This window comes from Acidovorax sp. BoFeN1 (assembly GCF_003345135.1).
Taxonomy (GTDB): Bacteria; Pseudomonadota; Gammaproteobacteria; order Burkholderiales; family Burkholderiaceae_C; genus Acidovorax; species Acidovorax defluvii.
In genome coordinates this window covers 1-21,929 of sequence record NZ_QOZT01000008.1, presented here as the reverse complement: position 1 = coordinate 21,929, position 21,929 = coordinate 1, and the positions used below count along the sequence as shown (strand labels likewise).

Annotated in this window: 26 protein-coding genes; 14 read left to right on the top strand and 12 right to left on the bottom strand. The window is 65.3% G+C overall.

All coding sequences use genetic code 11. The features are described 5' to 3' along the window. The first annotated feature begins 2 nt into the window (after positions 1-2). From DTW89_RS03255 to serB, 3 genes are all read left to right on the top strand, one after another. On the top strand, positions 3-659 hold the full coding sequence (locus DTW89_RS03255; protein ID WP_111867587.1) for a hypothetical protein: 657 nt from the start codon (positions 3-5) through the stop codon (positions 657-659). 96 nt (positions 660-755) lie between these two features. Beyond that, positions 756-929, top strand: a complete 174-nt coding sequence (locus tag DTW89_RS03250) for a DUF3149 domain-containing protein (RefSeq protein WP_081739383.1) — start codon at positions 756-758, stop codon at positions 927-929. A gap of 83 nt (positions 930-1,012) precedes the next feature. Next, positions 1,013-1,729 (top strand): phosphoserine phosphatase SerB, encoded by a 717-nt coding sequence (gene serB / locus DTW89_RS03245; RefSeq protein WP_114654896.1) that lies wholly within the window; start codon positions 1,013-1,015, stop codon positions 1,727-1,729. A gap of 29 nt (positions 1,730-1,758) precedes the next feature. Here the strand turns inward: serB and DTW89_RS03240 are convergent, their stop codons facing one another. Then, positions 1,759-2,247, bottom strand: coding sequence for an RrF2 family transcriptional regulator (locus DTW89_RS03240; protein ID WP_114654895.1), 489 nt, complete (start codon positions 2,245-2,247; stop codon positions 1,759-1,761). Between the two features lie 91 nt (positions 2,248-2,338). Here DTW89_RS03240 and ytfE point away from each other — a divergent pair, with 91 nt between their 5' ends. Further along, entirely contained in the window at positions 2,339-3,079 is a 741-nt protein-coding gene (ytfE, locus tag DTW89_RS03235; RefSeq protein ID WP_111867590.1) for an iron-sulfur cluster repair protein YtfE, read from the top strand. Then, complete coding sequence (locus DTW89_RS03230; RefSeq protein WP_236637017.1) at positions 3,070-3,543, top strand: group III truncated hemoglobin; 474 nt, start codon at positions 3,070-3,072, stop codon at positions 3,541-3,543. Before ytfE ends, DTW89_RS03230 begins: the two co-directional genes overlap by 10 nt. Before the next feature lie 153 nt (positions 3,544-3,696). Here the strand turns inward: DTW89_RS03230 and DTW89_RS03225 are convergent, their stop codons facing one another. Further along, positions 3,697-4,311 (bottom strand): Lcl C-terminal domain-containing protein, encoded by a 615-nt coding sequence (locus DTW89_RS03225; protein WP_114654894.1) that lies wholly within the window; start codon positions 4,309-4,311, stop codon positions 3,697-3,699. A gap of 175 nt (positions 4,312-4,486) precedes the next feature. Next, positions 4,487-5,122 carry a LysE/ArgO family amino acid transporter gene (locus DTW89_RS03220; protein WP_114654893.1) on the bottom strand — a complete coding sequence of 212 codons (636 nt, stop codon included), beginning with the start codon at positions 5,120-5,122 and terminating at the stop codon, positions 4,487-4,489. Positions 5,123-5,192: 70 nt separating this feature from the next. On the opposite strand from DTW89_RS03220, the gene DTW89_RS03215 reads away from it, so the two are divergent. Beyond that, positions 5,193-6,113, top strand: a complete 921-nt coding sequence (locus DTW89_RS03215; RefSeq protein ID WP_114654892.1) for an HTH-type transcriptional regulator ArgP — start codon at positions 5,193-5,195, stop codon at positions 6,111-6,113. 134 nt (positions 6,114-6,247) lie between these two features. Here DTW89_RS03215 and DTW89_RS03210 read toward each other — a convergent pair whose 3' ends face one another. The 3 genes from DTW89_RS03210 to DTW89_RS03200 are packed head-to-tail and all read right to left on the bottom strand — an operon-like array spanning position 6,248 to position 7,375. Beyond that, positions 6,248-6,490, bottom strand: a complete 243-nt coding sequence (locus DTW89_RS03210) for a DUF3820 family protein (RefSeq protein ID WP_024815393.1) — start codon at positions 6,488-6,490, stop codon at positions 6,248-6,250. Between the two features lie 2 nt (positions 6,491-6,492). After that, a complete protein-coding gene (locus tag DTW89_RS03205; RefSeq protein WP_114654891.1) occupies positions 6,493-6,861 on the bottom strand; it encodes a translation initiation factor Sui1 in 369 nt (122 codons plus the stop codon). 10 nt (positions 6,862-6,871) lie between these two features. Next, on the bottom strand, positions 6,872-7,375 hold the full coding sequence (locus DTW89_RS03200; RefSeq protein WP_114654890.1) for a DUF2721 domain-containing protein: 504 nt from the start codon (positions 7,373-7,375) through the stop codon (positions 6,872-6,874). 336 nt (positions 7,376-7,711) lie between these two features. Between DTW89_RS03200 and DTW89_RS03195 the strand changes: the two genes are divergently transcribed. Next, on the top strand, positions 7,712-8,974 hold the full coding sequence (locus DTW89_RS03195) for a DEAD/DEAH box helicase (RefSeq protein ID WP_114654941.1): 1,263 nt from the start codon (positions 7,712-7,714) through the stop codon (positions 8,972-8,974). Here the strand turns inward: DTW89_RS03195 and DTW89_RS03190 are convergent, their stop codons facing one another. The 4 genes from DTW89_RS03190 to DTW89_RS03175 form a co-directional block, all read right to left on the bottom strand. Further along, entirely contained in the window at positions 8,975-9,328 is a 354-nt protein-coding gene (locus DTW89_RS03190; protein WP_236637016.1) for a DUF6172 family protein, read from the bottom strand. It lies immediately after the preceding gene. Between the two features lie 115 nt (positions 9,329-9,443). After that, positions 9,444-9,662 (bottom strand): SlyX family protein, encoded by a 219-nt coding sequence (locus DTW89_RS03185; protein ID WP_024815398.1) that lies wholly within the window; start codon positions 9,660-9,662, stop codon positions 9,444-9,446. 97 nt (positions 9,663-9,759) lie between these two features. Continuing rightward, positions 9,760-10,755, bottom strand: a complete 996-nt coding sequence (locus DTW89_RS03180) for an aldo/keto reductase (RefSeq protein ID WP_114654889.1) — start codon at positions 10,753-10,755, stop codon at positions 9,760-9,762. 108 nt (positions 10,756-10,863) lie between these two features. Continuing rightward, the gene (locus DTW89_RS03175; protein WP_114654888.1) at positions 10,864-12,978 is read right to left on the bottom strand and encodes an NADPH-dependent 2,4-dienoyl-CoA reductase; all 2,115 of its coding nucleotides are present in this window, start codon (positions 12,976-12,978) and stop codon (positions 10,864-10,866) included. A gap of 56 nt (positions 12,979-13,034) precedes the next feature. Between DTW89_RS03175 and DTW89_RS03170 the strand changes: the two genes are divergently transcribed. Continuing rightward, on the top strand, positions 13,035-13,667 hold the full coding sequence (locus DTW89_RS03170) for a TetR/AcrR family transcriptional regulator (protein WP_114654887.1): 633 nt from the start codon (positions 13,035-13,037) through the stop codon (positions 13,665-13,667). A gap of 9 nt (positions 13,668-13,676) precedes the next feature. Here DTW89_RS03170 and DTW89_RS03165 read toward each other — a convergent pair whose 3' ends face one another. Beyond that, on the bottom strand, positions 13,677-14,867 hold the full coding sequence (locus DTW89_RS03165) for an aminotransferase-like domain-containing protein (RefSeq protein ID WP_114654886.1): 1,191 nt from the start codon (positions 14,865-14,867) through the stop codon (positions 13,677-13,679). A 117-nt stretch (positions 14,868-14,984) separates the two neighbouring features. On the opposite strand from DTW89_RS03165, the gene nth reads away from it, so the two are divergent. Beyond that, the gene (gene nth, locus DTW89_RS03160) at positions 14,985-15,632 is read left to right on the top strand and encodes an endonuclease III (protein ID WP_114654940.1); all 648 of its coding nucleotides are present in this window, start codon (positions 14,985-14,987) and stop codon (positions 15,630-15,632) included. Positions 15,633-15,826: 194 nt separating this feature from the next. Here the strand turns inward: nth and cynR are convergent, their stop codons facing one another. Further along, on the bottom strand, positions 15,827-16,723 hold the full coding sequence (gene cynR, locus DTW89_RS03155; RefSeq protein WP_114654885.1) for a transcriptional regulator CynR: 897 nt from the start codon (positions 16,721-16,723) through the stop codon (positions 15,827-15,829). A 151-nt stretch (positions 16,724-16,874) separates the two neighbouring features. On the opposite strand from cynR, the gene DTW89_RS03150 reads away from it, so the two are divergent. From DTW89_RS03150 to DTW89_RS03130, 5 genes are all read left to right on the top strand, one after another. After that, the gene (locus DTW89_RS03150) at positions 16,875-18,059 is read left to right on the top strand and encodes a muconate cycloisomerase family protein (protein WP_114654884.1); all 1,185 of its coding nucleotides are present in this window, start codon (positions 16,875-16,877) and stop codon (positions 18,057-18,059) included. Positions 18,060-18,070: 11 nt separating this feature from the next. Then, positions 18,071-18,346: a muconolactone Delta-isomerase gene (gene catC / locus DTW89_RS03145; protein WP_026435659.1), complete on the top strand. Its 276-nt coding sequence runs from the start codon at positions 18,071-18,073 to the stop codon at positions 18,344-18,346. A gap of 36 nt (positions 18,347-18,382) precedes the next feature. After that, positions 18,383-19,363: a tripartite tricarboxylate transporter substrate binding protein gene (locus DTW89_RS03140; protein ID WP_114654883.1), complete on the top strand. Its 981-nt coding sequence runs from the start codon at positions 18,383-18,385 to the stop codon at positions 19,361-19,363. A 39-nt stretch (positions 19,364-19,402) separates the two neighbouring features. After that, positions 19,403-20,323 carry a dioxygenase family protein gene (locus DTW89_RS03135; protein WP_114654882.1) on the top strand — a complete coding sequence of 307 codons (921 nt, stop codon included), beginning with the start codon at positions 19,403-19,405 and terminating at the stop codon, positions 20,321-20,323. Positions 20,324-20,545: 222 nt separating this feature from the next. Next, the gene (locus DTW89_RS03130) at positions 20,546-21,676 is read left to right on the top strand and encodes a GGDEF domain-containing protein (protein WP_114654881.1); all 1,131 of its coding nucleotides are present in this window, start codon (positions 20,546-20,548) and stop codon (positions 21,674-21,676) included. The last annotated feature ends 253 nt before the right edge of the window (positions 21,677-21,929 follow it).

The following is a 21,929-nucleotide window of genomic DNA, read 5'->3' as shown; positions in this document are numbered from 1 at the left end:
CCATGGTGCTGGAAGCTGCGCTCACGGCCATCGCCCTGCTGGTGGCGCTTGGGTTGCGCCCCTGGCGCCTGCTTGGCAGTCGCAAGGCGGCCAACGGGCCCGACCAGGAGCTGTCACCCCTGCTCACACCCTTGCTGGCTACGCTGGTGGTGTTGCCATGGATGTGGGCGCTGCCCACGCTGCATGCCATGCCGCTGCAACTGCAGTGGTCGGGTGCGTGCATGGTGGTGCTGATGCTGGGCTGGCCCCTGGCCATTCCCGTGCTGGTGGTGGTGGGAGTGATCGCCTGCCTGATCTCTCCGGCCATGGGCTGGCCCGAAGCGCTGGGAGCCATCGCCTGGCAAGGCGTAATCCCCGCGACCCTGGCGCTGATGGTGGGGGCGCTGGTGCGGCATTTCATCGGCACGAAGCTCTTCGTCTATGTGCTGGGCCGCGCCTTTCTGGGCACGGTGCTGTGCCTCTTTGCCTCAGGCGCCCTGTCGCAATGGAATGGTCATCTGTTGCCTGGCGTGGGCGACGAGCTCTCACTCGTGGCGCGCTGGCTGATGGCCTGGGGTGATGCGTTTGTCACGGGCATGCTCACGGCCGTCTTTGTGGCCTTCAAACCGCAATGGCTGGCCACCTGGTCCGATCCGCTCTATCTTGGGCATTCGAGGTAGGCGGCGGGCAATCGTTGCACCAGCAATTGACGTAAATCAACGCGCTGGACAGCCTGCGGCGCAATAGTAGTAAACCCATTCAAACAGGAGGGTTTCATGAAATTGCTGACCGATCTTTTTTCCACCGACTACGGCCTGATGAGCATCATCGGCATTTTTTTCATGCTGGGCATGATGGTTTTCTTCATTCGCCTGTTTCTGGGCAAGATGGATGAAAGCGCAAGCAACAGCACATCGGGACAAGCCCCTCGGCCACCAGGCTCCCGCTGACGAACGGTGGACCCGCAGGCGTGGAGCCCAGGCAGGCGGGCTAACATTGCGGCTTTCGTATCCGCAACGCTCCGCAGTTTTCCATGACCCACGCCACCGAATTCACCCCCGGCCTCGTCGTCCAGGGCATTGAGCCTCCGCTGTCCCTGTCGAGCTACCAACTCATTGCCTTTGACATGGACTCCACCCTCATCAACATTGAGTGTGTAGACGAAATTGCCGATGCCGCCGGCCGCAAGGCCGAAGTGGCAGCCATCACCGAGGCCGCCATGCAGGGCCTCATCACCGACTACAAGGAAAGCCTGCGCCAGCGCGTGGCCCTGCTCAAAGGGGTCACCGTGGGTCACATGGAACAGGTGTTCGCTGAACGCCTGCGCTTCAACCCCGGTGCCAAGGAACTCATCACCGCCGCCAAGGCCGCTGGCCTGACCACCTTGCTGGTTTCGGGTGGCTTCACATTTTTTGCTGACCGTGTGAAGGCCAGCCTGGGTATTGATTTTGCGCGCTCGAACCGGTTGGAAGTTGAAGACGGCCTGCTGACCGGCCGCATGGTGGACCAGCCCTGGGGTGACATCTGCGACGGCGCGGAAAAGCGCCGTACCTTGCTGGAGATGGCTTCGCTGATGGGCATCGATCCGTCGCAGGCGATTGCCGTGGGCGATGGCGCCAACGACCTGCCCATGATGGGTGCAGCCGGCCTGTCAGTGGCCTACCACGCCAAGCCCGCCGTGCGGGCGCAGGCCAACATTGCGATCAACCAGGGCGGGCTGGACCGCCTTCTGGAAGTGCTGCGGCCCTGAAGCGCTTGCCCGACGCTTCTTTTGAGCCGTTACGCCACCTTGTCCGGTAGCCCCGGCACAAGGGGCTTAGCGGCCAGGCGGCGCGATGTGGGCATCGCCACCACGCTCTGGGGATCGGCGAGCAGATCGGCCAGCGTCACCTTGTCCAGTACGGCAAAGAAGGCCCGCATGGCCTGACCAAGCAGCCCCTTGAGATAGCAATGGCTGCTCAGTCGGCATTGGTTGTGCTCGGGGTCAAAGCACTCGACCAGGTTGAAATCGGTTTCGGTGGCACGCACCACGGCACCGATGTTGATGTCGTTTGCAGGCTTCATCAGGCGCATGCCGCCCCCCCGCCCGCGCGTGGTTTCGAGCAGACCCTGGGCTGACAGCTCCTGCACGATCTTGGTCAGGTGGCTGCGCGAAATGTCATAGCTTTCTGCCACCTCGCTGATGGTGACGGGCTGCAAACGCCCTTCAGTGGCCGCGCAATACATCAGCACGCGCAGCGTGTAGTCGGTCCATTGGGTCAGACGCATTGGATTGCCGCAGGTCAATTAAAAGGAATAGTTGGCATGAATTTTATGTCATAAAATATTCATATCAAATGTATCTTTATAGGAACACCCCATGAACGCCCGCCTGGAAACCGCCGCCGCCCTGAGTGCCGATCAGCAAATCGGCCAGATTGCAGTCCAATTGCCCGGCGCTACCGCCGTCTTCCGCCGTCTGAAACTGGATTTTTGCTGCGGCGGCCAGGTCCCTCTGGCAACCGCCGCTGCTGAGAAAGGCCTGGACGTGAATGCCGTGCTGTCCGAGCTGGCTGCCCTGCAGCGCCCCAGCGCCCTTCCTGGTGTGAGCGAGCCCGGCGCACTGGTGGACCACATCCTCGCGCGCTACCACGACGTGCATCGCGTGCAGTTGCCCGAATTGATTCGCATGGCACACCGCGTAGAAGCCGTGCACCGCGCCAACCCTGATGTGCCTGCCGGTCTGGGTAACCTGCTGGAAGAAATTCAGCAAGAATTGCTGTCGCACATGCAAAAGGAAGAAGCCATTCTGTTCCCCATGCTCAAGTCGGGCGGCAACCCGTTCGTGAACCAGCCCATCGGCATGATGCGGGCCGAACACGTGGAGCATGGCGCAGCGCTTGAGCAGCTGAACGCCCTGACCCATGACGCCACGCCACCTGCCGGCGCCTGCAACACCTGGCGTGCCCTGTACGCGGGCATTGCCCAGTTTGGCGACGACCTGATCAACCACATCCACCTCGAAAACAACGTGCTGTTCCCACAGTTCGAAGCCGCCCAGCAGGCCGCACCTGTGGCACGCGGTGGCTGCGGTGGCGCATCGGGCTGCGGATGCAGCTGAGCCCCTCTGCGCCCAGCCCGTCGCCCAATAGTGGCAATGGCGGCGAGTGGCGCACGCCCAGCGTGGAAAGCCTGACCGAGCTCGTGCACGGCTTTTATGCTGCGGTTCGGGCCGACGCCCTGCTGGGCCCCGTGTTCGAGAATGCCCTGCGTGACCGGTGGGAGCCCCATCTGGCGCGCATGGTTGATTTCTGGAGCACGGTGGCACTGGGCAGCAAGCGTTTTCGTGGCAACGTATTTGGCAAGCACATGGCGCTGCAGGGTGTGACGCCAGCGCACTTTGCCGTGTGGGTGCGCCTGTGGGGCGAGCAGACCGAACGGCTTTTCGCGCCCGAGGTGGCGCGCGACCTGCAGATCACCGCCCACGGCATCGCCCGCAACCTGTTTCTCGGATACTTCGGCACGCAGCCTGTGTTTGGCAATGGTGCCGACGTCGAAGGCGCCTCGTCAGCGGCCGGTCACTAGACTCCTGATTTAATAGCGCAATGCGCTTTATCTACATGGGCTAGAAGCGCATTTCATTCAAATTTAACGCTGGATTGTCGGCCCAGGCTGCACGGCCCTCCCCCCGCGCACTGCAGCGCCCTGACCGCGCATCCAGCGGCCTCGGCCATAGGGTTACCGCTCGGCCCCGACAGGTTCTGGCGCCGGAACATGGGGCCGCACCAGCCGCACCAACAGCCGGGTTCCCTTGCCCACGTCGCCGCGGCTCTCTGCGGTTTCAAGGTTTACCGCCCAGCCTTGGCGAAAGGCCATGTCGCCGCCACCGGAGCGGCTGTTCATGACATTGCCGTAGTTGTACTGGTTGCCCGACCCCGTGCTGACATTGGCAGTGCCCGACCAATGCCAGTCGTGCGACGCGGCGGGAAACAGCGCCGGGTCAAGCCCCGCCGGGCTGATCGTCTTGTCCACCAGTCGCTTCAGCTCTGGCACGCGCGGCAGCCGCCAGCGCATGCCGTCGGCCTTCCAGCGGGCATTGGCCAAGGCCACGGCTTGCGCATGGTCCAGCCGCTGCGGGGTGCCGGTGCAGGTCTTGCCGTTCCACTGCATGCCCTCCACACAGCGCGGCCACACCAGCCGCGCGCGCAGATCAATGATAGAGGCACCATCCTCTGACGGCACCAGCATGGGCGAGGCGGGCGAGCCGGCCGGGTCTGCCGCCTGGGCGCCTGCAGCAAGCCACATGCCGCCCAGCAACAACCAGGAGGGGCGAACAAATAAAGGCTGTTTCATGGTGCGAGGCTCCCTGGCAAAAAATGGCGGCGGCCCGCCTGATGCCCCCCTTGCAGGAACAAGCCCCCGGGAGGCGGTGCGCCTGAAGTATCCCCGACAAACGCGTCCTTCACCCCCGGCCAACGGGGCTGACCCGCATTGCGGGCACAGCACCCGTCTGCCGCCGTGGCCTGCGTCAGCCCGCAACCCCTTGCCACACCCACCACGCCAGCGCCAGCATCATGCAGCCGGTCAAAGCGTCCAGCACCCGCCAGGCGCGGGGATTGGCAAACAGCCCCTGCATCCGCCGCCCGGCCAGCGCCAGCGCGGCAAACCACACCAGGCTGGCCGAAGCCGCCCCCATCACAAACACCCACTTGAGACCACCGTCCTGGCGTGCACCAATCGAGCCCACCAGCACCACGGTGTCCAGATAAACATGGGGATTGAGCAGCGTGATCACCGCCAGGGTGCCAATCACGCTGAGCAAACCACGCGGGGCCGCAACGGGCGTGGTGCCAACGCTGGCATCGGGCGCTGTGAAGGCGCGCCACCAGGCAAAAAGGCCATAGGCCAGCAGAAAAACCGCGCCGCCCACACTCAGGTAATAGGCCAGCGTGGGCGAGTGCCCCAGCAACTGCGCCATGCCGGCCACGCCAACGCCAATCAGCAGCGCATCGCTGGCCACACACCACGCGACGCAGGCGCGCACATGCTGGCCACTCACGGCCTGGCGCAGCACATACAGGTTCTGGGCCCCGATCGATACGATGAGCGACAGGCACACGGTAAACCCGGCAAGCCACGAAGAAGAAACATTGGCAGTCCACATGCCACCGATTCTGGACAGCGGCCGTGATTAAGTAAAATTAATTCACCTGAACCAAAGTTAGCAATTCTTCATGCTGGATTACACCGGACTCCAGGCCCTGGCCGCCGTGGTGCGGGAAGGCAGCTTCGAGCGGGCGGCCCGCAGACTGCACATCACACCCTCGGCAGTGTCGCAGCGCATCAAGCAGCTGGAAGAGCGCACGGGCCAGGTGCTGGTGCTGCGCGGCACCCCCTGCACCGGCACCGACGCCGGGCGGCGGCTGTGCCTGCATGTGGAGCAGGTGGCGCTGCTCGAAAACGAACTGCGCCGCACCAACCCGGGCCTGATGCCCGACGGCCATGCCACGCCCCCCACGCTGAAGCTGGCGGTGAATGCCGATTCGCTGTCCACCTGGTTCATGGACGCCATGGCCGCCTTCACTGCCGGGGGCAACGAACTGCTGGACATCCGCATCGACGACCAGGACCACACGGCCCAGCGCATCAAGGAAGGCGACGTGCTGGCCGCCGTCACGGCCAGCGCCGGCAGCATTGCGGGCTGCAATACCTGGCCGCTGGGGTCGGTGCGCTACGTGGCCGCGTCCAGCCCCGCGTTTGTGGCGCGGCATTTTGCGGACGGGGTCAGCGCCGAAGCCATTGGCCGTGCACCGATGATGACCTTCGACCGCAAGGACCGCCTGCAGGAGCAATGGATGCAGCAGCAGGGGCTGGCCTCGCGCCACAACCCGCCCAAGCATTTTTTGCCGTCCAACAACGGCTTTGTGCGCGGCTGCGAGGTGGGCATGGGCTGGGGCATGCACCCCACGTCGCTGATCCAGCACCAGCTCGACGCTGGCACCTTGGTGGAGTTGCTGCCCGGCACAGGCATGGACATGCCGCTGTATTGGGTGCACGCCCGCTCGGCCCAGGCAGGCCTGGAGCGGCTGACCCAGTGCGTGATGGTGGCCGCACGCCAGTGGCTGGTGCCGACCAAGCTCACTTGCGCGCATTGAACCATCAAAAATAATAGCTGCTTGCGCTTACCAGTATTGGGCTGCAGTCCATTTTTACTCCAAATTGCGCCGCCAGAGCCCGCTGACCGGTGTTTTGAGCACGATCCGCCTCGAAGGCTCCTTCGGGGCGTTCCTCAGTCGTCCTGCGCGCGTGGGGGCAGCCCGGCGGCAGAGCGCAGGGGTTCGAGCAGCTGCGAAAGGCCGTTGTGGTCGATCTCGTGCATGAGCGCCAGCAAACGCCCCAGGTCGCTGCGCGGAAAGCCCTCGCGGGCAAACCAGTTGAGGTAGTTGCCGGGCAGATCTGCCAGAACACGGCCCTTGTATTTGCCAAAAGGCATGGACACGGTGACGAGGCGTTGCAGCTGGCTGGGGTCCATCATCAGCCCCCGGCGCGCTTGACCTGGTGGCCGAGCTTTTTCAGCGCCTCCATCACGCGCTCCACATGGTCGCCCTGCACCTCGATCACGCCGTCCTTGACGGTGCCGCCGCTTCCGCACCCGGTCTTGAGCTGCTTGCCCAGTCCGGCCAGCGCGTCGGCATCCAGCGCCACGCCCTTCACCACCGTCACGGCCTTGCCGCCACGTCCCTTGGTTTCGCGCGAAACGCGCACGATGCCGTCGCCCGCTGGCACCGATGCTGCCTTGCACACGCACTGAGCCTGCGGCTGCCGGCAGTCGGGGCACATGCGCCCATGGTCGGTGGAATACACGAGGCCGCCCAGGCCTGCAAGATCACGCAAGGATTTCATGGTGCCGGCCTCAGGGCTGCGGGGTGGCGGGTGTGGGTGTTGGCGCCGGTGCAGGTGCAGGCACCGGGGCGCGCAGCATGTGGAAATTGAGGATGCGCGTGGCCATCACCGTTTCCACAAAAAAGAGCACCAGCGCCAGCAGGAACGAGAGCACGCCGCTCAAAAAGCTTCCCAGCGCCCAGGTGTGGCCGCGAAAGTCGGTGGTCTCTCCCAGAAACAGCAGGATGATGGTCACCCCAATCAGAAACCCGCACAGCGTGAGCAGGCCAATGCAGCCATTGGCCATGCGCCCACGGGTGCGCAGGTAACCCAGCTCCAGCACAGCGCGCTGCAGAAAATCGGCCTCTTCGGTGTGGCGGGCCCTGTCTTCCACCACGCGGGCGCGGTCGATGATGCGCGCCAGGCGCCCCGCCACCGCGCCAATCATGCCGGCCACGGCGGTCAGCAGGAACACCGGGGCCACGGCCAGCTGGATGCTGTGGGTGATGGTGGACGAATCAAGAGCGAGGTTCATGGTGTCGAAAAAACAGTGCCGCACGCGGCGCGCACGGGCAGCGATTATCGCTACCCCCGTGGGTGGCGCACAATGCACGCCCACAGGCGGCGCGGCGCCAGGCACTGCGCCATGTGGCCGGCCGACCCTTTCAAAGCACCGGCAAGTCGGCATTTTTTTGGGGTTGCACCGCGTGGAGGCCCTTGTGCCAGCTGCCAGGCGGTGAACAATGCAGCGCTACAGCCGCTGTGCCTGCGGCCCCTGAATGTGTCGCGCAGTTCTCGCAGTTTTTCTTGCTGGCCATGATTCTTTGCGCGTTGGCGCCGGGTGCATGGCCTGAATTTTTTGTCTTACACCATGCCATTTTCTGCCCTCGGTCTTTCTCCCGCACTCACCCAGGCCGCCACGGCCATGGGTTTTGTCGCCCCTACACCCATCCAGGAGGCGGCCATTCCGGCCATTTTGCGCGGCGCCGATGTCGTGGGCTCGGCCCAGACGGGTTCGGGCAAAACGGCGGCCTTTGCCCTGCCCCTGCTGCAACGGCTGCAAGCCGGAGCCACCCCGACGCCACGGCAGGTGCGCGCGCTGGTTCTGGTGCCCACGCGCGAGCTGGCGGCCCAGGTCGGCGAGGTGGTGCGCAGCCTGGCCCAGCACCTGCCCCAGCCAGTGAAAGTGGCCGTTGTGTTTGGCGGCGTTTCCATCAACCCCCAGATGATGGGCTTGCGCGGTGGCGCCGACGTGGTGGTCGCCACGCCGGGCCGCCTGCTCGATCTGGTGGACCACAACGCGCTGCAGCTTGCCAGCGTGAACCTGCTGGTGCTGGACGAAGCCGACCGGCTGCTGGACCTGGGGTTTGCCGAGGAACTGCAGCGCACCCTGGCGCTGCTGCCAGCGCGGCGCCAGAACCTGTTCTTTTCGGCCACCTTTCCGGCAGACGTGCAAACGCTGGCCGAGTCGTTGCTGAAAGACCCCGTGCGCGTGGCCGTGGCCGACACCCCTGCGAACGAACCGTGCATCGTGCAGCGCGCCATTGCGGTAGACGCCAGCCGCCGCACGCAGTTGCTGCGCCACCTGGTGAAGGAGAACGAATGGAGCCGCGTGCTGGTGTTCGTGGCCACGCAATATGCGGCCGAACATGTCGCCGAAAAGCTCTACAAGGCCGGCATCTTTGCCACACCGTTCCACGGCGGTCTGAGCCAGGGCGCGCGCAAACAGGTGCTGCAAGAGTTCAAGGACGACCGCTGGCAAGTGGTGGTGACCACCGACCTGGCAGCGCGTGGCATCGACATTGCCCAGCTGCCCGCGGTGGTGAACTACGATTTGCCCCGCTCTGCGGTGGACTACGTGCACCGCATCGGCCGCACGGGCCGCGCGGGCGAAAGCGGCGTGGCCGTGAGCTTTGTCAGTGCCGACACCGAAGCGCATTGGCGCCTGATCGAGAACCGCCAGCACCTCACCCTGCCGCGCGAACAGATCCCCGGTTTCGAGCCCACCGAGGTGGCCCCCGAGGGCACGGCAGCGGGTACGGGCGGCATCAAGGGCAAGCGGCCCAGCAAGAAGGACAAGCTGCGCGCTGCCGCTGCAGCAGCGCAAGCGGCAACAGGTGAGAAAGAAGCGTGATCAGTCGGCGTCTTTGACGTTGTTGGCGTCGATGGTGTCGCCGCCCTCGCCTTCTTCGGCCACTTGGGCAGGACGGGCCTGGCGATGCCCGCCCTTGGCCAGAATTTCGACATAAAACTGCGCACCGCCTTCGCGGGCCACGCCGTCAATCAGGCCGATCAGGGCAGCAAGGTGGGCCACTTCGGCGGTTTGTTCAGTGTTGCCGAACTTGCAGTCGAAATCCCAAAAATCCGCCCCGGCGGGCACGGGGCGGCCGCGCTCGCGCTTGATGTACTTGCGGATTTCATGCTTGATGGCTTCGAGGACGCGGTCGCGGTTCTTGCCTTCAATGTGGAGCTGGAAAGTTTTTTTCATGGGTGATCGTACCGCCTGCGGCAGTGGCATCAACAAATCCAAGAACTAAAGGCCGCGCTGCACACAGCTTTCAGTGCCTGCGGGCCCCCCTGCGGCAGCCTGCCCGGCCAGTCCATCAGTAGTGGGGCGGCAGCTCGTCGCGCAGGTTGCGCGGGGCCGCGCCGCCGCCCTCGGGCACTTGCTGGCGCAAGCGCAGCAGTTCACGGGCGAGGTCGTCAATCTGCTGCTGCTGGCGATAAACGGTGAGATTGAGCTGATCGAGCAGATCTTCGGTGTAGCTGGCCTTGATCTCCAGATCGTTCAGGCGCTGTTCGAGGGGGGAGGAATCTTGCATGGCGCTATTGGAACGCAATCCGGGAAAAGCAATCCGGGAACGGAATGGAGGAAAGCAATCTGCAGCGCAACCCGCGGGCCCGTGGGAGCGCTTCGGCCTACCGCCCATCCAGCGGATAGGCTGGATCGTTGTATCCGGGCGTGGACGTATGGCCCGGCGCCACCAGCGAGTTCACCAGCGCTTCGTCTTCCTCGGTCAGGGCGTAGCCAAGCGCGGGGGCATAGTCTTGCCACTGTGCCAGCGTTCGGGGCCCGGCGATCACCGAGCTCACGGCCGGGTGGGCCAGCACCCAGGCCGTGGCAAATTGGGCCAGCGTCACTCCCCGCTCATGCACATGCTGCTGCAGTGTCTGGGCGATCTGCAGCGACTCTTCGCGCCACTCGGTCTGCGCGATGCGCTTGTCACCCCGGGCGGCCCGCGAGCCGGCCACCGGTGGCTGACCGGGCAGGTATTTGCCCGTGAGCACGCCGCGCGCCACCGGGCTGTAAGGGGTGACGCCCACGCCATGGTGGGCGCAGGCCGGCAATATCTCGACCTCGGGCATGCGGTTGAGCAGGTTGTAGTAGGGCTGGCACACCACCGGCCCGGGCATGCCCATCTGCCGGGCCAGGTGCACCAGCTCCGTGATGCGCCAGCCCCGAAAATTGGAAACGCCCCAGTAGCGGATCTTGCCTGCACGCAGCATGGCATCGAGCGCCTGCAGGGGCTCCTCCAGGTTCATGCCGTTGTAGTCGCGGTGCAGATAAAGAATGTCCACATGGTCGGTCTGCAGCCGCCCCAGGCTCGCCTCGACCTCGCGCAGCATCCAGCTGCGCGAATAGTGCGCCTCGTTCACGCGGTCCGACATCGGGTTGCCGAGCTTCGTCGCCAGCACCCAGTGGTGGCGCTGGCCGCGCAGCAATTCGCCCACCATGGTTTCAGAAGCGCCCTTGGTGTACACATCGGCCGTGTCGATGTAGTTCACCCCTTGGGCATGGGCATCGGCCACGATGGCGGCGGCCTCTTCACGCGGGGTCTGGTCACCAAACATCATGGTGCCCAGGCACAGACGGGAGACCTGGAGATTGCTTTTGCCAAGGTTGCGGTATTGCATGGAACGGGCCTGGAGTGCGGGTGAATGCGCGGAAAGCACCAGCCCGGCACCCGATACCCAGACTGGCAGCGCATGGTACTGCGGCAGGTGCCGCACCACCGCTTTGCGTTACAGCCGCGCCGCCAGCCGCGCCGCCTGGTCGATGGCGCGCTTGGCATCGAGCTCGCCTGCCTCCAGCGCGCCGCCAATCCGATAGGGCTTGCGCCCTGCAGCCTCCAACTCCTGCGCCAGACTGAACAGCGGCACCTGCCCCGCGCAGAGCACCACGGTGTCGCAGGGGATCCAGGTGGGGTTCTCGCGCTTGTCGCCGTAGGAGACAAGCAACCCCTCATCGGCAATGCGCTCATAGTTCACGCCGCCCACCATCTGCACCGCTTTCATCTTGAGCGTGGTGCGGTGGATCCAGCCCGTGGTCTTGCCCAACCCGGCACCCAGCTTGCCCTTCTTGCGCTGCAGCAGCGTCACATGGCGCGCAGGGGGCGTGACATGCGGGCCCGCTGTGGCCAGACCACCGCGCGCCTCGGCGGGGTCGGTGATACCCCACTCCGCCTTCCAGGCGGGCAGATCGAGCGTGGTGGAAGGGTGGTTGCCGTGCACCAGATACTCGGCCACGTCGAAGCCGATGCCCCCCGCGCCAATAACGGCCACGCGCTGGCCCACGGGCTTGCCGTGGCGCAGCACGTCGATGTAGCTCAGCACCTTGGGGTGATCCTGGCCGGGAATCTTCGGGTCGCGTGGCTCCACGCCGGTGGCGATCACCACCTCGTCATAGCCCGCCAGGTCATTGGCCTGCACGCGCTGGTTCAGGTGCAGGTGCACACCGGTGTCTTGCACCCGCGTGGCCAGATAGCGCAGCATTTCGTGGAATTCTTCCTTGCCCGGCACCACCTTGGCCATGTTGAGCTGACCACCGATGGCCGCTGCGGCATCGAACAGGTGCACCTCATGCCCGCGCTCGGCCGCCACGGTGGCGGCGGTCAAACCCGCTGGCCCGGCGCCCACCACGGCAATGCGTTTGCGGTCCGAAGGCGCGGTGACCGGCCGATAGACCAGCTCGGTCTCGTGGCAGGCGCGCGGGTTCACCAGGCAACTGCTGGTCTTGTTCTGAAACACATGGTCCAGGCAGGCCTGGTTGCAGGCAATGCAGGTGTTGATGCGGTCGGCCCGGCCCTCGGCGGCCTTCTTCACAAAGGCCGCATCGGCCAGCAGCGGGCGCGCCATCGAGACCATGTCGGCGCAGCCGTCGGCCAGCACGGCTTCAGCCACCTCGGGCGTGTTGATGCGGTTGGACGTGACCAGCGGCGTGGCGATGCCCGCCGCCGCAAACTCGGCCTTCATCTTTTGCGTGACCCAGGCGAACGCCGCGCGCGGCACGCTGGTGGCAATGGTGGGCACACGCGCCTCGTGCCAGCCGATGCCGGTGTTGACGATGTTCGCCCCGCCCGTGGCCACCGCCTTGCCCAGGGTGACGATCTCGTGCCAGGCGCTGCCGCCCGGCACCAGGTCGATCATCGACAGGCGGTAGATGATGATGAAGTCCGGCCCCACGGCCTCGCGCATGCGGGCCAGAATCTCCACCGGCAGGCGCATGCGGTGGCTGTAGTCGCCGCCCCAGGCGTCGGTGCGCAGATTGGTTGCTTGCGAGAGAAACTGGTTGATGAAGTAGCCCTCGGAGCCCATCACCTCCACGCCGTCGTAGCCTGCCTCGCGCGCCTTCACGGCGCAGTTCACGAACGCGCGGATCTGGCGCTCCACCCCGCGTGCCGACAGCGCAAACGGCGTGAACGGCGAAATGGGTGACTGCAGGCGCGAGGGCGCCACCGCCAGCGGGTGGTAGGCATAGCGGCCCGTGTGCAGGATCTGCAGCGCGATCTTGCCGCCCGCACCGTGCACTGCGTCGGTCACCACCCGGTGGCGTTTGGCAGCACCCGATGTAGCCAGCGTGCCCGCAAACGGTTTGGCCCAGCCCGCGATGTTGGGCGCAAAGCCGCCGGTCACGATCAGGCCCACATCGCCCTCGGCCCGCTCGCGGAAGTACGCCGCCATGCGCGAGAGGTCGCGCCCATCCTCCAGCCCCGTGTGCATGGAGCCCATGAGCACACGGTTCTTGAGGGTGGTGAAACCCAGGTTCAACGGGGCGAGCAAGTGCGGATACAGGGCCGCGCCGGGAGCGGGCGACGTGAAAGCAGAGGGTGCAGGCGCGGCGGTGGCGGAGGAATACATGGCGTCTCGTGAGGAGTAGAAGATTTTTCTAGAACTTTATTCTAGAATTCCGTTCCATGGCAAGTCGTATCACCCCTGCCCGCTCTGCCGCCCCTGCCGAGGCCACCACCGACCGACGCCAGGACATCCTGAACGCCGCCCTCGCCTGCGCGGCCGAAGGCGGCGTGGACGCCGTCACCATCGACGGCGTGCGCGCCCGCTGCGGCGCCAGTGTGGGCAGCATTTACCACCACTTTGGCAACCGCGACGGCATCGTGGCCGCACTGTTTTTTGACATCTTTCACGACCAGTCGCGCTGCGTGCAGGCACAACTCGATGCCGCCCGGGGCGTGGAGGCGGGCGTGCATGCCTTGGTCACGGGCTACCTGGACTGGGTGGTGGCGCAACCCGAGCGGGCGCGTTTTTTGTTCCAGGCGCGCAGCGCCGTGGCGGCGGGCCCGCGCACGCCCGATCTGGCCCAGGCTGCCAGCCGCCGCAACCAGGCCCTGATGGCATGGTTCGAGCCGCACCGCCAGGCGGGCGCGGTGCGCAACCTGCCCTGTGAGCTGATGCCTTCGTTGGTGATGGGCCCGGTGCAAAGCTATTGCCGGGCCTGGCTGTCGGGCCAGGAGGGCCCGAACGCCCTGACCTCGCCCGTGCTCTACCGGCAAGAACTGGCAGCCGCCGCGTGGCGGTCGGTGCGGGCGTAAAGAAACCGTTTACAACGCCTGGGCGAGGCGGGCCACGCCTTCGCGGATCTTGTCGGCATCGGCTGTGGCGAACGACAGGCGGAAGGTGGCGTGGTCGGGGTTGGCACAAAAGAACGGCGTGCCCGGCACAAAGGCCACGCCCTTTTCAATCGCGCGCTTGGCCAGCACGTTGCCATCGGCCACCTTGCCGCCCGCACCCGTGAGGCGCGCCCACACAAACAGGCCACCCTGGGGCTGCACGAACTCGATGGCGTCGCCCAGTTCCTTGCGCAGCGCATCGCCCATGGCCTGGGCGCGCTCGGCGTACACCGTGCGCACATGGGCCAGCGTGCCGGGCATGCGGCCAGCCTTGAGGTACTGCGCGGCCGTGGCCTGCGCAAAGGTGCTGGTGTGCGCGTCGCTGAACTGCTTGCACATGGTGGCCTTGCCCAGCAGCTCGGCCGGGGCAATCATCCAGCCCACGCGCAGGCCGGGCGACAGCACCTTGCTCAAGGATCCGCAGTGCACCAGCAACTCGCGGCTGCCGGGCACGGTCGCCGACAAGTTGAGCAGGCTGGGCGGCGGGGCGTCGCCAAAGTACAGGTCGCCGTAGGGGTCGTCTTCGACGATCAGCGTGTTGTGCTTCACAGCCATCTCCAGCACGGCCTTGCGGCGTTCCAGGCTCAGCATGGCGCCACTGGGGTTGCCGAAGGTGGGGATCAGGTAGACGAACTTGGGTTGGTGTTCGGCGATGAGTTTTTCCAGCTCGTCGGTCTTTACGCCATTGCCATCAATGGGCGCGCTGATGAGTTCAGCGCCATACAGGCGAAAGCACTGGATGGTGGCCAGAAAGGTGGGGCCTTCCACAATGACCTTGTCGCCGGGGCTGATGAGCGTCTTGCCCAGCAAATCGAGCGCCTGCTGGCTGCCGGTGGTGACGATCAGGTTGTCAGCCGCTACCTCTTTGGCGCCCTTGCTGGTCATGAAGGCCGCCAGCTGTTCGCGCAGCGGGTTGTAGCCTTCGGTCGCGCCGTATTGCAGCGCAGCGCCGGGTTCTTCAGCGAGGGCGGCGTTGCTCGCAGCACGGATGCCTTCCACGTCGAACATGGCGCTGTCGGGAAAGCCCCCCGCAAAGCTGATGATGCCGGGCTTGCCCAGCAGCTTGAAGAGTTCGCGGATGGCGGAGGTTTCTACGTTGTTCAGGCGGTCGGCAAATTGCATGGACGGTGCTTTCAGTGGACGGGCAATAGCGCATTGTCGCCAATCGGCAGCCACCAATTGCTGCTTTGCCGACCGCGCCCCGCAGACATGCCGCGCCCGCGCCCTACACTGCCCGCCATGAAAACCGCGCAGATCGAACCCTTTTTTGCCACACTGAAGGCGGCCAACCCGCTGCCCAACACCGAACTTGAATACACCACGGTGTTCGAGCTGCTGGCCGCCGTGCTGCTAAGCGCGCAGGCCACCGATGTGGGCGTGAACAAGGCCACGCGCAAGCTGTTTCCGGTGGCAGGCACGCCGCAGGCCATCATGGATCTGGGGCAGGGCGGCCTGGAGGGCTACATCAAGACCATCGGCCTCTACAAAAGCAAGGCGCGCCACCTGCTGCAGACCTGCCGCATCCTGGTGGAGCAACACGGCGGCCAGGTGCCCCGCACGCGCGAGGCGCTCGAAGCCCTGCCCGGTGTGGGCCGCAAGACGGCCAACGTGGTGCTCAACGTGGCGTTCGGCGAGCCCACCATGGCGGTGGACACCCACATCTTTCGCGTGAGCAACCGCACGGGCCTGGCGCCCGGCAAAAACCCGCTGGCAGTGGAGGTGCAGCTGATGAAACGCGTGCCCCCCGCCTACGCCGTCGATTCGCACCACTGGCTCATCCTGCTGGGCCGCTATGTGTGCCAGGCACGCAAGCCACGCTGCTGGGAATGCCTGGTGGCGCCGTATTGCGACTTTCAGCCCAAGACGCCTGCACCGCCACGTCCCTGATGGGCCAGGGCACCGCAGCGCGGGCAGCGGGCAAATGGCGCACTTTTGCCTGCATCTTTCGCAGTGGCGAAAGTGCTACAAATAATATAGCTGTTAGCGCTTTATACATAAGCGCTAGAGGCATATTTGGCTCATATTTCTGAATGACACCGTGCCAGCGCCAGCGTGAGCATGGCGCGTGCCTGTGCCACACCTCAGCGCACAGGCCCGCCGGGCATCCGATGCTCTGGCCGCAGCAAGGCCGCAAACTCCACGGCAGCGCGGCTGCGTGAGGCGCCACGGCGCCACAAGATGCCGGCGTGGCGCACCATCTGCGGCGAATGCAGCTGGATGGCCTGCATGTCTGGCGCCTGGCGCGCGGCGCGTTCGGGCACGATGCAGGCCAGCTCCCCCCAGCGGCACACGTCGATCAGGCCCTCCACCGACTCCATCTCCACCCGCACCCAGGGCTGCACGCCGGCCTCGCGCAGGCTGTCGTCAATCAGGCGGCGCGTGGCAAAAGCGCGCGGCAGCATGGCCAGGGGCACTTGCGCCAGGCCCTTGAGCGCCAGGCTGCGGCGGCGCGCCAGCGGGTGGGCGCGGTTCACCACCAGCTGCATGCGCTCCTCGAACAGGGGTTCGGTCTCGATCTCCTCACGCTGCGTGGGGTGAAAGGCAATGCCCACGTCCAGCAAGCCCTCTACCAGCTGCTCCTCGATGGGCCCGGCGCGCAGGTCGCGCACCACGATGTTCACCCTGGGATACGCCATGCTGAAGGCCGCCACCGTGGCCGGCACCAGGGTGTGCAAAAAGGTGGGAATGACGCCCACGGTGAGCGTGCCCGACTGCAACCCCGTCATGTCAGCCAGCGCCATGCGTCCGGCCTCGATCTCCTGCAAGGCGCGGGCGGCATGCACGCGAAACGCCGCCCCCGCCTGCGACAGCCGCAGACCCCGTCCGAGCCGGTCAAAGAGCTGAATCTCCAGTTCCTGCTCCAGCTGGCGCAGACCATGCGACAACGTGGATTGCGTGACAAACAGGTTCTGCGCAGACTGGGTGAGGTGCTCGGTCTGGGCGATGTCCAGGAAGTAGCGAAGCTGCCGTATCTCCATCAAAGACACCCCTTATTCGTTCGACAAAATCGAATGATAAGTCGCAAATAAATCATTGGAACGTCACACGGATTAAATCTAATCTTGCCTTTTTTCTGACTCCCTGATGGGCCAGCGAGTTGCCCCGGCCCAACCAACAAGGTACACATCGATGCATAGCCGCTTCACCATCGAACGCATGCAGGCGCGGATTCTGGACATTCCCACGATCCGCCCGCACAAGCTCTCGTTTGGCTCCATCAGCCGCCAAAGTCCAGTCATCGTTCAGGTGTGGCTCAAGGACGGCGCCACCGGCTTTGGCGAGGCCGCCACCATCGGCGGCCCCTCGTGGAACGAAGAATCGCCCGAGAGCATCCTGCACGCCATTCAAAACTACCTGGCCCCGGCCCTCGTCGGCCAGAACGCGGGCGGCTTTGAGGCCGCCCTGGCGCGCATGGACAAGGCCTGCAAGGGCAACGCCTTTGCCAAGAGCGCCGTGGAGATGGCGCTGATCGACGCCGTGGCCCGCACTCTCGCCCTGCCCGCCTGGCAACTGCTGGGCGGCAAGGTGCACCAGAGCCTGCCCCTGGCCTGGACGCTGGCCAGCGGCGATGTTGATCGCGACCTGCAGGAAGCCCACCTGCGCCTGGAACAAAAACGCCACCACATCTTCAAGATGAAAATCGGCGCGCGCGCGCCGCAGGACGATGTGGCCCATGTGTCGCAGATCGCCCGCGGCCTGCAGGGCAAGGCCAAGCTCACCGTGGACGTGAACCAAGCCTGGGACGGCAACACCGCACGCCGCTACCTGCCGCAACTGGTCGAGGCCGGCGTGACGCTGATCGAGCAGCCCGTGGCGCAGTGGAACGTGGAGGCGCTCAAGAGCCTCACGGCCACGCTCGATGGCGCGCTCATCATGGCCGACGAAACCGTCTGCACCCCGCAGGACGCCATGATGCTGGCGCGCGAAAAAGCCAGCCATGTGTTCTCGCTCAAGGTGGCCAAGCACGGCGGCCTGGTGCGCACGCGCAAGGTGGCCGCCATTGCCGAGGCCGCCGACATCGGCTGGTACGGCGGCACCATGCTGGAGACCTCGCTGGGCAGCGCTGCATCGGCGCATGTGTTTGCCACGCTGGGCAGCGCGCACCATGGCTGCGAGCTGTTCGGCCCGCAACTGCTGGTGGACGACATCGTCGAATCCCAGATGCCCATCGTCGACTTCGAGCTGCAACTGCCCAACGGCCCCGGCTTTGGTGTCGAGGTTTCGCTGGCGCAACTTGAACGCTTTGACCGCGCCCGCCAGGGCCTCACCGCCGTGCACGTGGACATGGCCGCACACACCCCCACCCCCGTTTAAGGAGAACACCGATGCTGTTTCTGGTACGTATGGACGTGAACATCCCGCGCGACCTGCCCGTGGAAGAAGCCAACGAGATCAAGGCGCGCGAGAAGGCCTATTCGCAAGACCTGCAGCGCGACGGCCGCTGGAAGAGCATCTGGCGCGTGGTGGGCGAATACGCCAACTACAGCATCTTTGATGTGGCGTCGAACGACGAACTGCACCAGCTGCTGCAAGGCCTGCCGCTGTTCCCGTTCATGAAGATCTCCGTCACCCCGCTGGCGCAGCATCCCTCGGCCATCTGAGCCACCTCTCACCACAAAACCCACGAGACAAACACCATGCACTCCAAACGCAATCTGCTGGCCTTGCTGGCCCTGGCCGGCCTCGGTATCACTGCCCACGCACAAGCTGCGGCTGCCGACTGGCCCAACAAGCCCATCCGCTGGGTGGTGCCCTTCCCGCCCGGCGGCGCCATGGACGCCATCGCACGCACGCTGGGCGAAAAGGCCGCCAAGTCGCTGGGCCAGCCCTTCGTGATTGAAAACAAGCCGGGCGCTGGCGGCAACATTGGTGCGGACTTCGTGGCCAAACAGCCGGGCGACGGCGACACGATGATGATCACGTCGATCGGCATGGCCACCAACAAGCCCCTGTACGGCAAGCTCAACTACGACCCGGTGAAGGACTTTGCGCCCGTGAGCCTGCTGGCCGTGGTGCCCAATGTGCTGGTCACCAACGCCACCCAGCCCGATGTGAAGACCGCCCGGGACGTGATTGCCGCCGCCCGCAAGGCGCCCGGCAAGCTCACCTATGCGTCGGCCGGCAACGGCACCTCCATCCACCTGGCGGGCGAAGTATTCACCTCGCTGGCACAGGTCGAGATGCTGCACATCCCCTACAAGGGCAGCGGCCCGGCCGTGTCCGACCTGCTGGGCGGACAGGTCAACTACATGTTTGACAGCATCACCTCGGCACGCCCGCACATCGAGTCGGGCAAGCTGCGCGCCCTGGGCGTGACCACGGCCAAGCGCTCCAGCACCTTGCCCAACGTGCCCACGCTGGCCGAGGCAGGTGTGCCCGGCTATGAAGTGTCACCCTGGTTTGCCGTGTTCATGCCAGCAGCCACGCCCAAGGCCATCGTCAGCAAGCTCAACAAAGCTTTGCTGGACGCCATGAAAGACCCCGAAGTGGCCAAACGCTTTGAAACCATCGGCGCCGAGCCCGTGGGCTCCACCCCCGACGAGCTGGCCCAACACCTGGCGCGCGAGTCCGAGCGCTGGACCCAGCTGATCACCGAGCGCGGCATCAAGCTCGACTGAACCCACGCTCATTCATTCCATCCCACAGAGGAGACATCCATGTCCGAACTCACCCAGGCCCAACTGCTGGAGCTGGTCAACACCAAGAAAATGGCCCCCGGCAACGCGCGCGTGCGCCAGCTGACCGAGCGCATCGTCACCGATCTGTTCAAGACCATTGACGAACTCGATGTGACGCCGGACGAGTTCTGGGCTGCCACCGGCTGGCTGACACGCCTGGGCGCCGCGGGCCAGACAGGCCTGATCACCGCAGGCCTGGGCTTTGACCGCCTGCTCGACATCCGCGCCGACGAGGCCGACGCGAAGGCGGGCCGCACCGGCGGCACGCCGCGCGCCATCGAAGGGCCGCTGTTTGTGGCGGGCGCGCCCATGTCCCAGTTCGAAGTGCGCCTAGACGAAGGCGAACCCAAGGGCGAAGTGTTTGTGATGGAAGGCCAGGTGCTGGACCTGAACGGCCAACCCGTACCCCACGCCACCGTGGATGTATGGCATGCCAATGAGCAGGGCGGCTATTCGCACTTTTTCCCCGGCATGAAGCCCTATGAGCTGCGCCGCCGCATCGAGACCGATGCCAAGGGCCAGTACCGCTTTCGCTCGTTCCTGCCACCGGGCTACGCCATTCCACCCAACAGCCCCACGTCCGAGCTGTTCGAGGCCCTGGGCCGCCATGGCAACCGCCCCGCGCACATCCACTTTCTGGTGGTGGCGCCGGGCATGCGCACGCTGACCACGCAGGTCAACATTCCGGGCGACACCTACATTGACGACGACTTTGCCTTCGCCACGCGCGATGGCCTGATCGTGGGGCTGGAGAAGAACGTGGCCACTGCAGGCTACGAGTCGCTGGGCATCAGCGCGCCGTTTGCCCGCTCCAGGTTCAACTTCGTGATGCAAAAGGCGGCCAATGAGGACGAAGCCCTGCCGCTCACGCGCATGGAGCGCGTAACCACCCCCGCCTGAACGGCCCTGCGTTCGCACCCTGCATGCCGCCCCCGCAAGTGGGCGGCATTTTTTTGGGCGGTCTGCGCCGGATGGGCCCAGCCACCCGTGCACCCGTGCACCCGCGCCACCTGCCAGCAGCCAGCAGCCACTGCATAAATTCGTTCGCCCTAAAGGTGCATGCTGTCTATACTGAGCGAAACACTTTCTTACACCGCAGCCCGCCTCAGCCTCCGCCGGAAGATGCAACTCGATCCGCGCTCCCTCATCGCCATGGGCGGCCTGATGTCCGCCATGATGGCGGTGGTGCTTTTGCTCATGCGGCGCAATTACCCGCCCCATATCCGCGGGCTGGACTATTGGGCTGCGGCCCCGGTGCTCTGGCTGATCTCCACCGTGCTCTTCAGCGCGCGGGGCAAACTGCCCGATTTCCTGACCATGGTGATGGCCAACCAGGCACTGCTGCTGGGCGCAACGGTCTACTACCTCGGCAGCCGCCGGTTTCTGGGGCATGGAGGGGGATGGTCCGTGTGGGGCGGCGTGTTGGCCGCGTCCACACTGGCATTCATGTGGATGACCTATGTTGCGCCGAGCTACACGCTGCGCATCGCCTCCTTCACATTGCTGATGACCGTGCTGTATGGCTCGCACCTGCGCTTTCTGTGGCGGCATGGGGGCAAGAGCTTTCCCATGCGCCTGGTCCAGGTGGTACTGGCGACGCACATCCTGGTGCTGAGCACGCGGTTTGTCTCGGTGCTGATGGGCCGGGCGGGCAGCGACATCATGGAACCTTCGCTTTTCCAGACGGTGTACATCGGCGCCTATGTGCTCACGGTGCTGATGCTGTCCATCGGCGCCATCCTGCTGGCCACCGACCGGTTGCGCACCGAGCTGGAGCACCTGGCCACGCACGACTCGCTCACCCAGGCCTTGAACCGCCGCGCCGTCATGCTGGCGTGCCAGGAAGAACTGGACCGCGCCCGCCGCTATGGCCACGGGCCGTCGATCATGATGCTCGACCTGGACAACTTCAAGATGGTGAACGACACGCACGGCCATCAGCACGGCGATGCGGTGCTGGTGCATTTCGCGGCCTGTACGGCAGCGGCCTTGCGCAGCGAGGACCGGCTGGGTCGCTATGGGGGCGAAGAGTTTCTGGTCTTGTTGCCCGACACCGACGCCCTTGCCGCCAGCCGTGTGGCGCAACGCATCCATGCCCTGCTGCAGGCCGGCCACCCGCTCGATTGCCAGCTCAGCATCGGGGTGACCAGCTGGCACGGCCCGGCGGACACCCTGGACGCCATGCTATCGCGCGCCGACGCCGCCCTTTACCAAGCCAAGGAACAGGGGCGCAACCAGACCTGCGTTGGTTGATCAGCTGCCATTTGGGCGCACCGCCTGGCGCGCCACGCACACGCGCACACCATGGCAGCCACCCCGCTAGCTATGCTATTGATAGCTACTAGCGCTTACCATATAAGCGCCAGAGGCCTAAATAGCCGCGGATTCAAGTACGAAGTGCGCGAGTCTCAAGTCTAAGCGGAGTGATCTCCAGCCCATAGAACACCTCATGCGGAGTACGCCAGCCCAGGCACTTGCGTGGCCGGTGGTTCAGTGCATACACCGC

Coding starts and splice junctions, on each gene's coding strand:
- DTW89_RS03255 (WP_111867587.1), top strand. CDS start 3: ATGGTGCTGGAAGCTGCGCTCACGGCCATCGCCCTGCTGGTGGCGCTT.
- DTW89_RS03250 (WP_081739383.1), top strand. CDS start 756: ATGAAATTGCTGACCGATCTTTTTTCCACCGACTACGGCCTGATGAGC.
- serB (WP_114654896.1), top strand. CDS start 1,013: ATGACCCACGCCACCGAATTCACCCCCGGCCTCGTCGTCCAGGGCATT.
- DTW89_RS03240 (WP_114654895.1), bottom strand. CDS start 2,247: ATGCGTCTGACCCAATGGACCGACTACACGCTGCGCGTGCTGATGTAT.
- ytfE (WP_111867590.1), top strand. CDS start 2,339: ATGAACGCCCGCCTGGAAACCGCCGCCGCCCTGAGTGCCGATCAGCAA.
- DTW89_RS03230 (WP_236637017.1), top strand. CDS start 3,070: ATGCAGCTGAGCCCCTCTGCGCCCAGCCCGTCGCCCAATAGTGGCAAT.
- DTW89_RS03225 (WP_114654894.1), bottom strand. CDS start 4,311: ATGAAACAGCCTTTATTTGTTCGCCCCTCCTGGTTGTTGCTGGGCGGC.
- DTW89_RS03220 (WP_114654893.1), bottom strand. CDS start 5,122: ATGTGGACTGCCAATGTTTCTTCTTCGTGGCTTGCCGGGTTTACCGTG.
- DTW89_RS03215 (WP_114654892.1), top strand. CDS start 5,193: ATGCTGGATTACACCGGACTCCAGGCCCTGGCCGCCGTGGTGCGGGAA.
- DTW89_RS03210 (WP_024815393.1), bottom strand. CDS start 6,490: ATGGACCCCAGCCAGCTGCAACGCCTCGTCACCGTGTCCATGCCTTTT.
- DTW89_RS03205 (WP_114654891.1), bottom strand. CDS start 6,861: ATGAAATCCTTGCGTGATCTTGCAGGCCTGGGCGGCCTCGTGTATTCC.
- DTW89_RS03200 (WP_114654890.1), bottom strand. CDS start 7,375: ATGAACCTCGCTCTTGATTCGTCCACCATCACCCACAGCATCCAGCTG.
- DTW89_RS03195 (WP_114654941.1), top strand. CDS start 7,712: ATGCCATTTTCTGCCCTCGGTCTTTCTCCCGCACTCACCCAGGCCGCC.
- DTW89_RS03190 (WP_236637016.1), bottom strand. CDS start 9,328: ATGAAAAAAACTTTCCAGCTCCACATTGAAGGCAAGAACCGCGACCGC.
- DTW89_RS03185 (WP_024815398.1), bottom strand. CDS start 9,662: ATGCAAGATTCCTCCCCCCTCGAACAGCGCCTGAACGATCTGGAGATC.
- DTW89_RS03180 (WP_114654889.1), bottom strand. CDS start 10,755: ATGCAATACCGCAACCTTGGCAAAAGCAATCTCCAGGTCTCCCGTCTG.
- DTW89_RS03175 (WP_114654888.1), bottom strand. CDS start 12,978: ATGTATTCCTCCGCCACCGCCGCGCCTGCACCCTCTGCTTTCACGTCG.
- DTW89_RS03170 (WP_114654887.1), top strand. CDS start 13,035: ATGGCAAGTCGTATCACCCCTGCCCGCTCTGCCGCCCCTGCCGAGGCC.
- DTW89_RS03165 (WP_114654886.1), bottom strand. CDS start 14,867: ATGCAATTTGCCGACCGCCTGAACAACGTAGAAACCTCCGCCATCCGC.
- nth (WP_114654940.1), top strand. CDS start 14,985: ATGAAAACCGCGCAGATCGAACCCTTTTTTGCCACACTGAAGGCGGCC.
- cynR (WP_114654885.1), bottom strand. CDS start 16,723: ATGGAGATACGGCAGCTTCGCTACTTCCTGGACATCGCCCAGACCGAG.
- DTW89_RS03150 (WP_114654884.1), top strand. CDS start 16,875: ATGCATAGCCGCTTCACCATCGAACGCATGCAGGCGCGGATTCTGGAC.
- catC (WP_026435659.1), top strand. CDS start 18,071: ATGCTGTTTCTGGTACGTATGGACGTGAACATCCCGCGCGACCTGCCC.
- DTW89_RS03140 (WP_114654883.1), top strand. CDS start 18,383: ATGCACTCCAAACGCAATCTGCTGGCCTTGCTGGCCCTGGCCGGCCTC.
- DTW89_RS03135 (WP_114654882.1), top strand. CDS start 19,403: ATGTCCGAACTCACCCAGGCCCAACTGCTGGAGCTGGTCAACACCAAG.
- DTW89_RS03130 (WP_114654881.1), top strand. CDS start 20,546: ATGCAACTCGATCCGCGCTCCCTCATCGCCATGGGCGGCCTGATGTCC.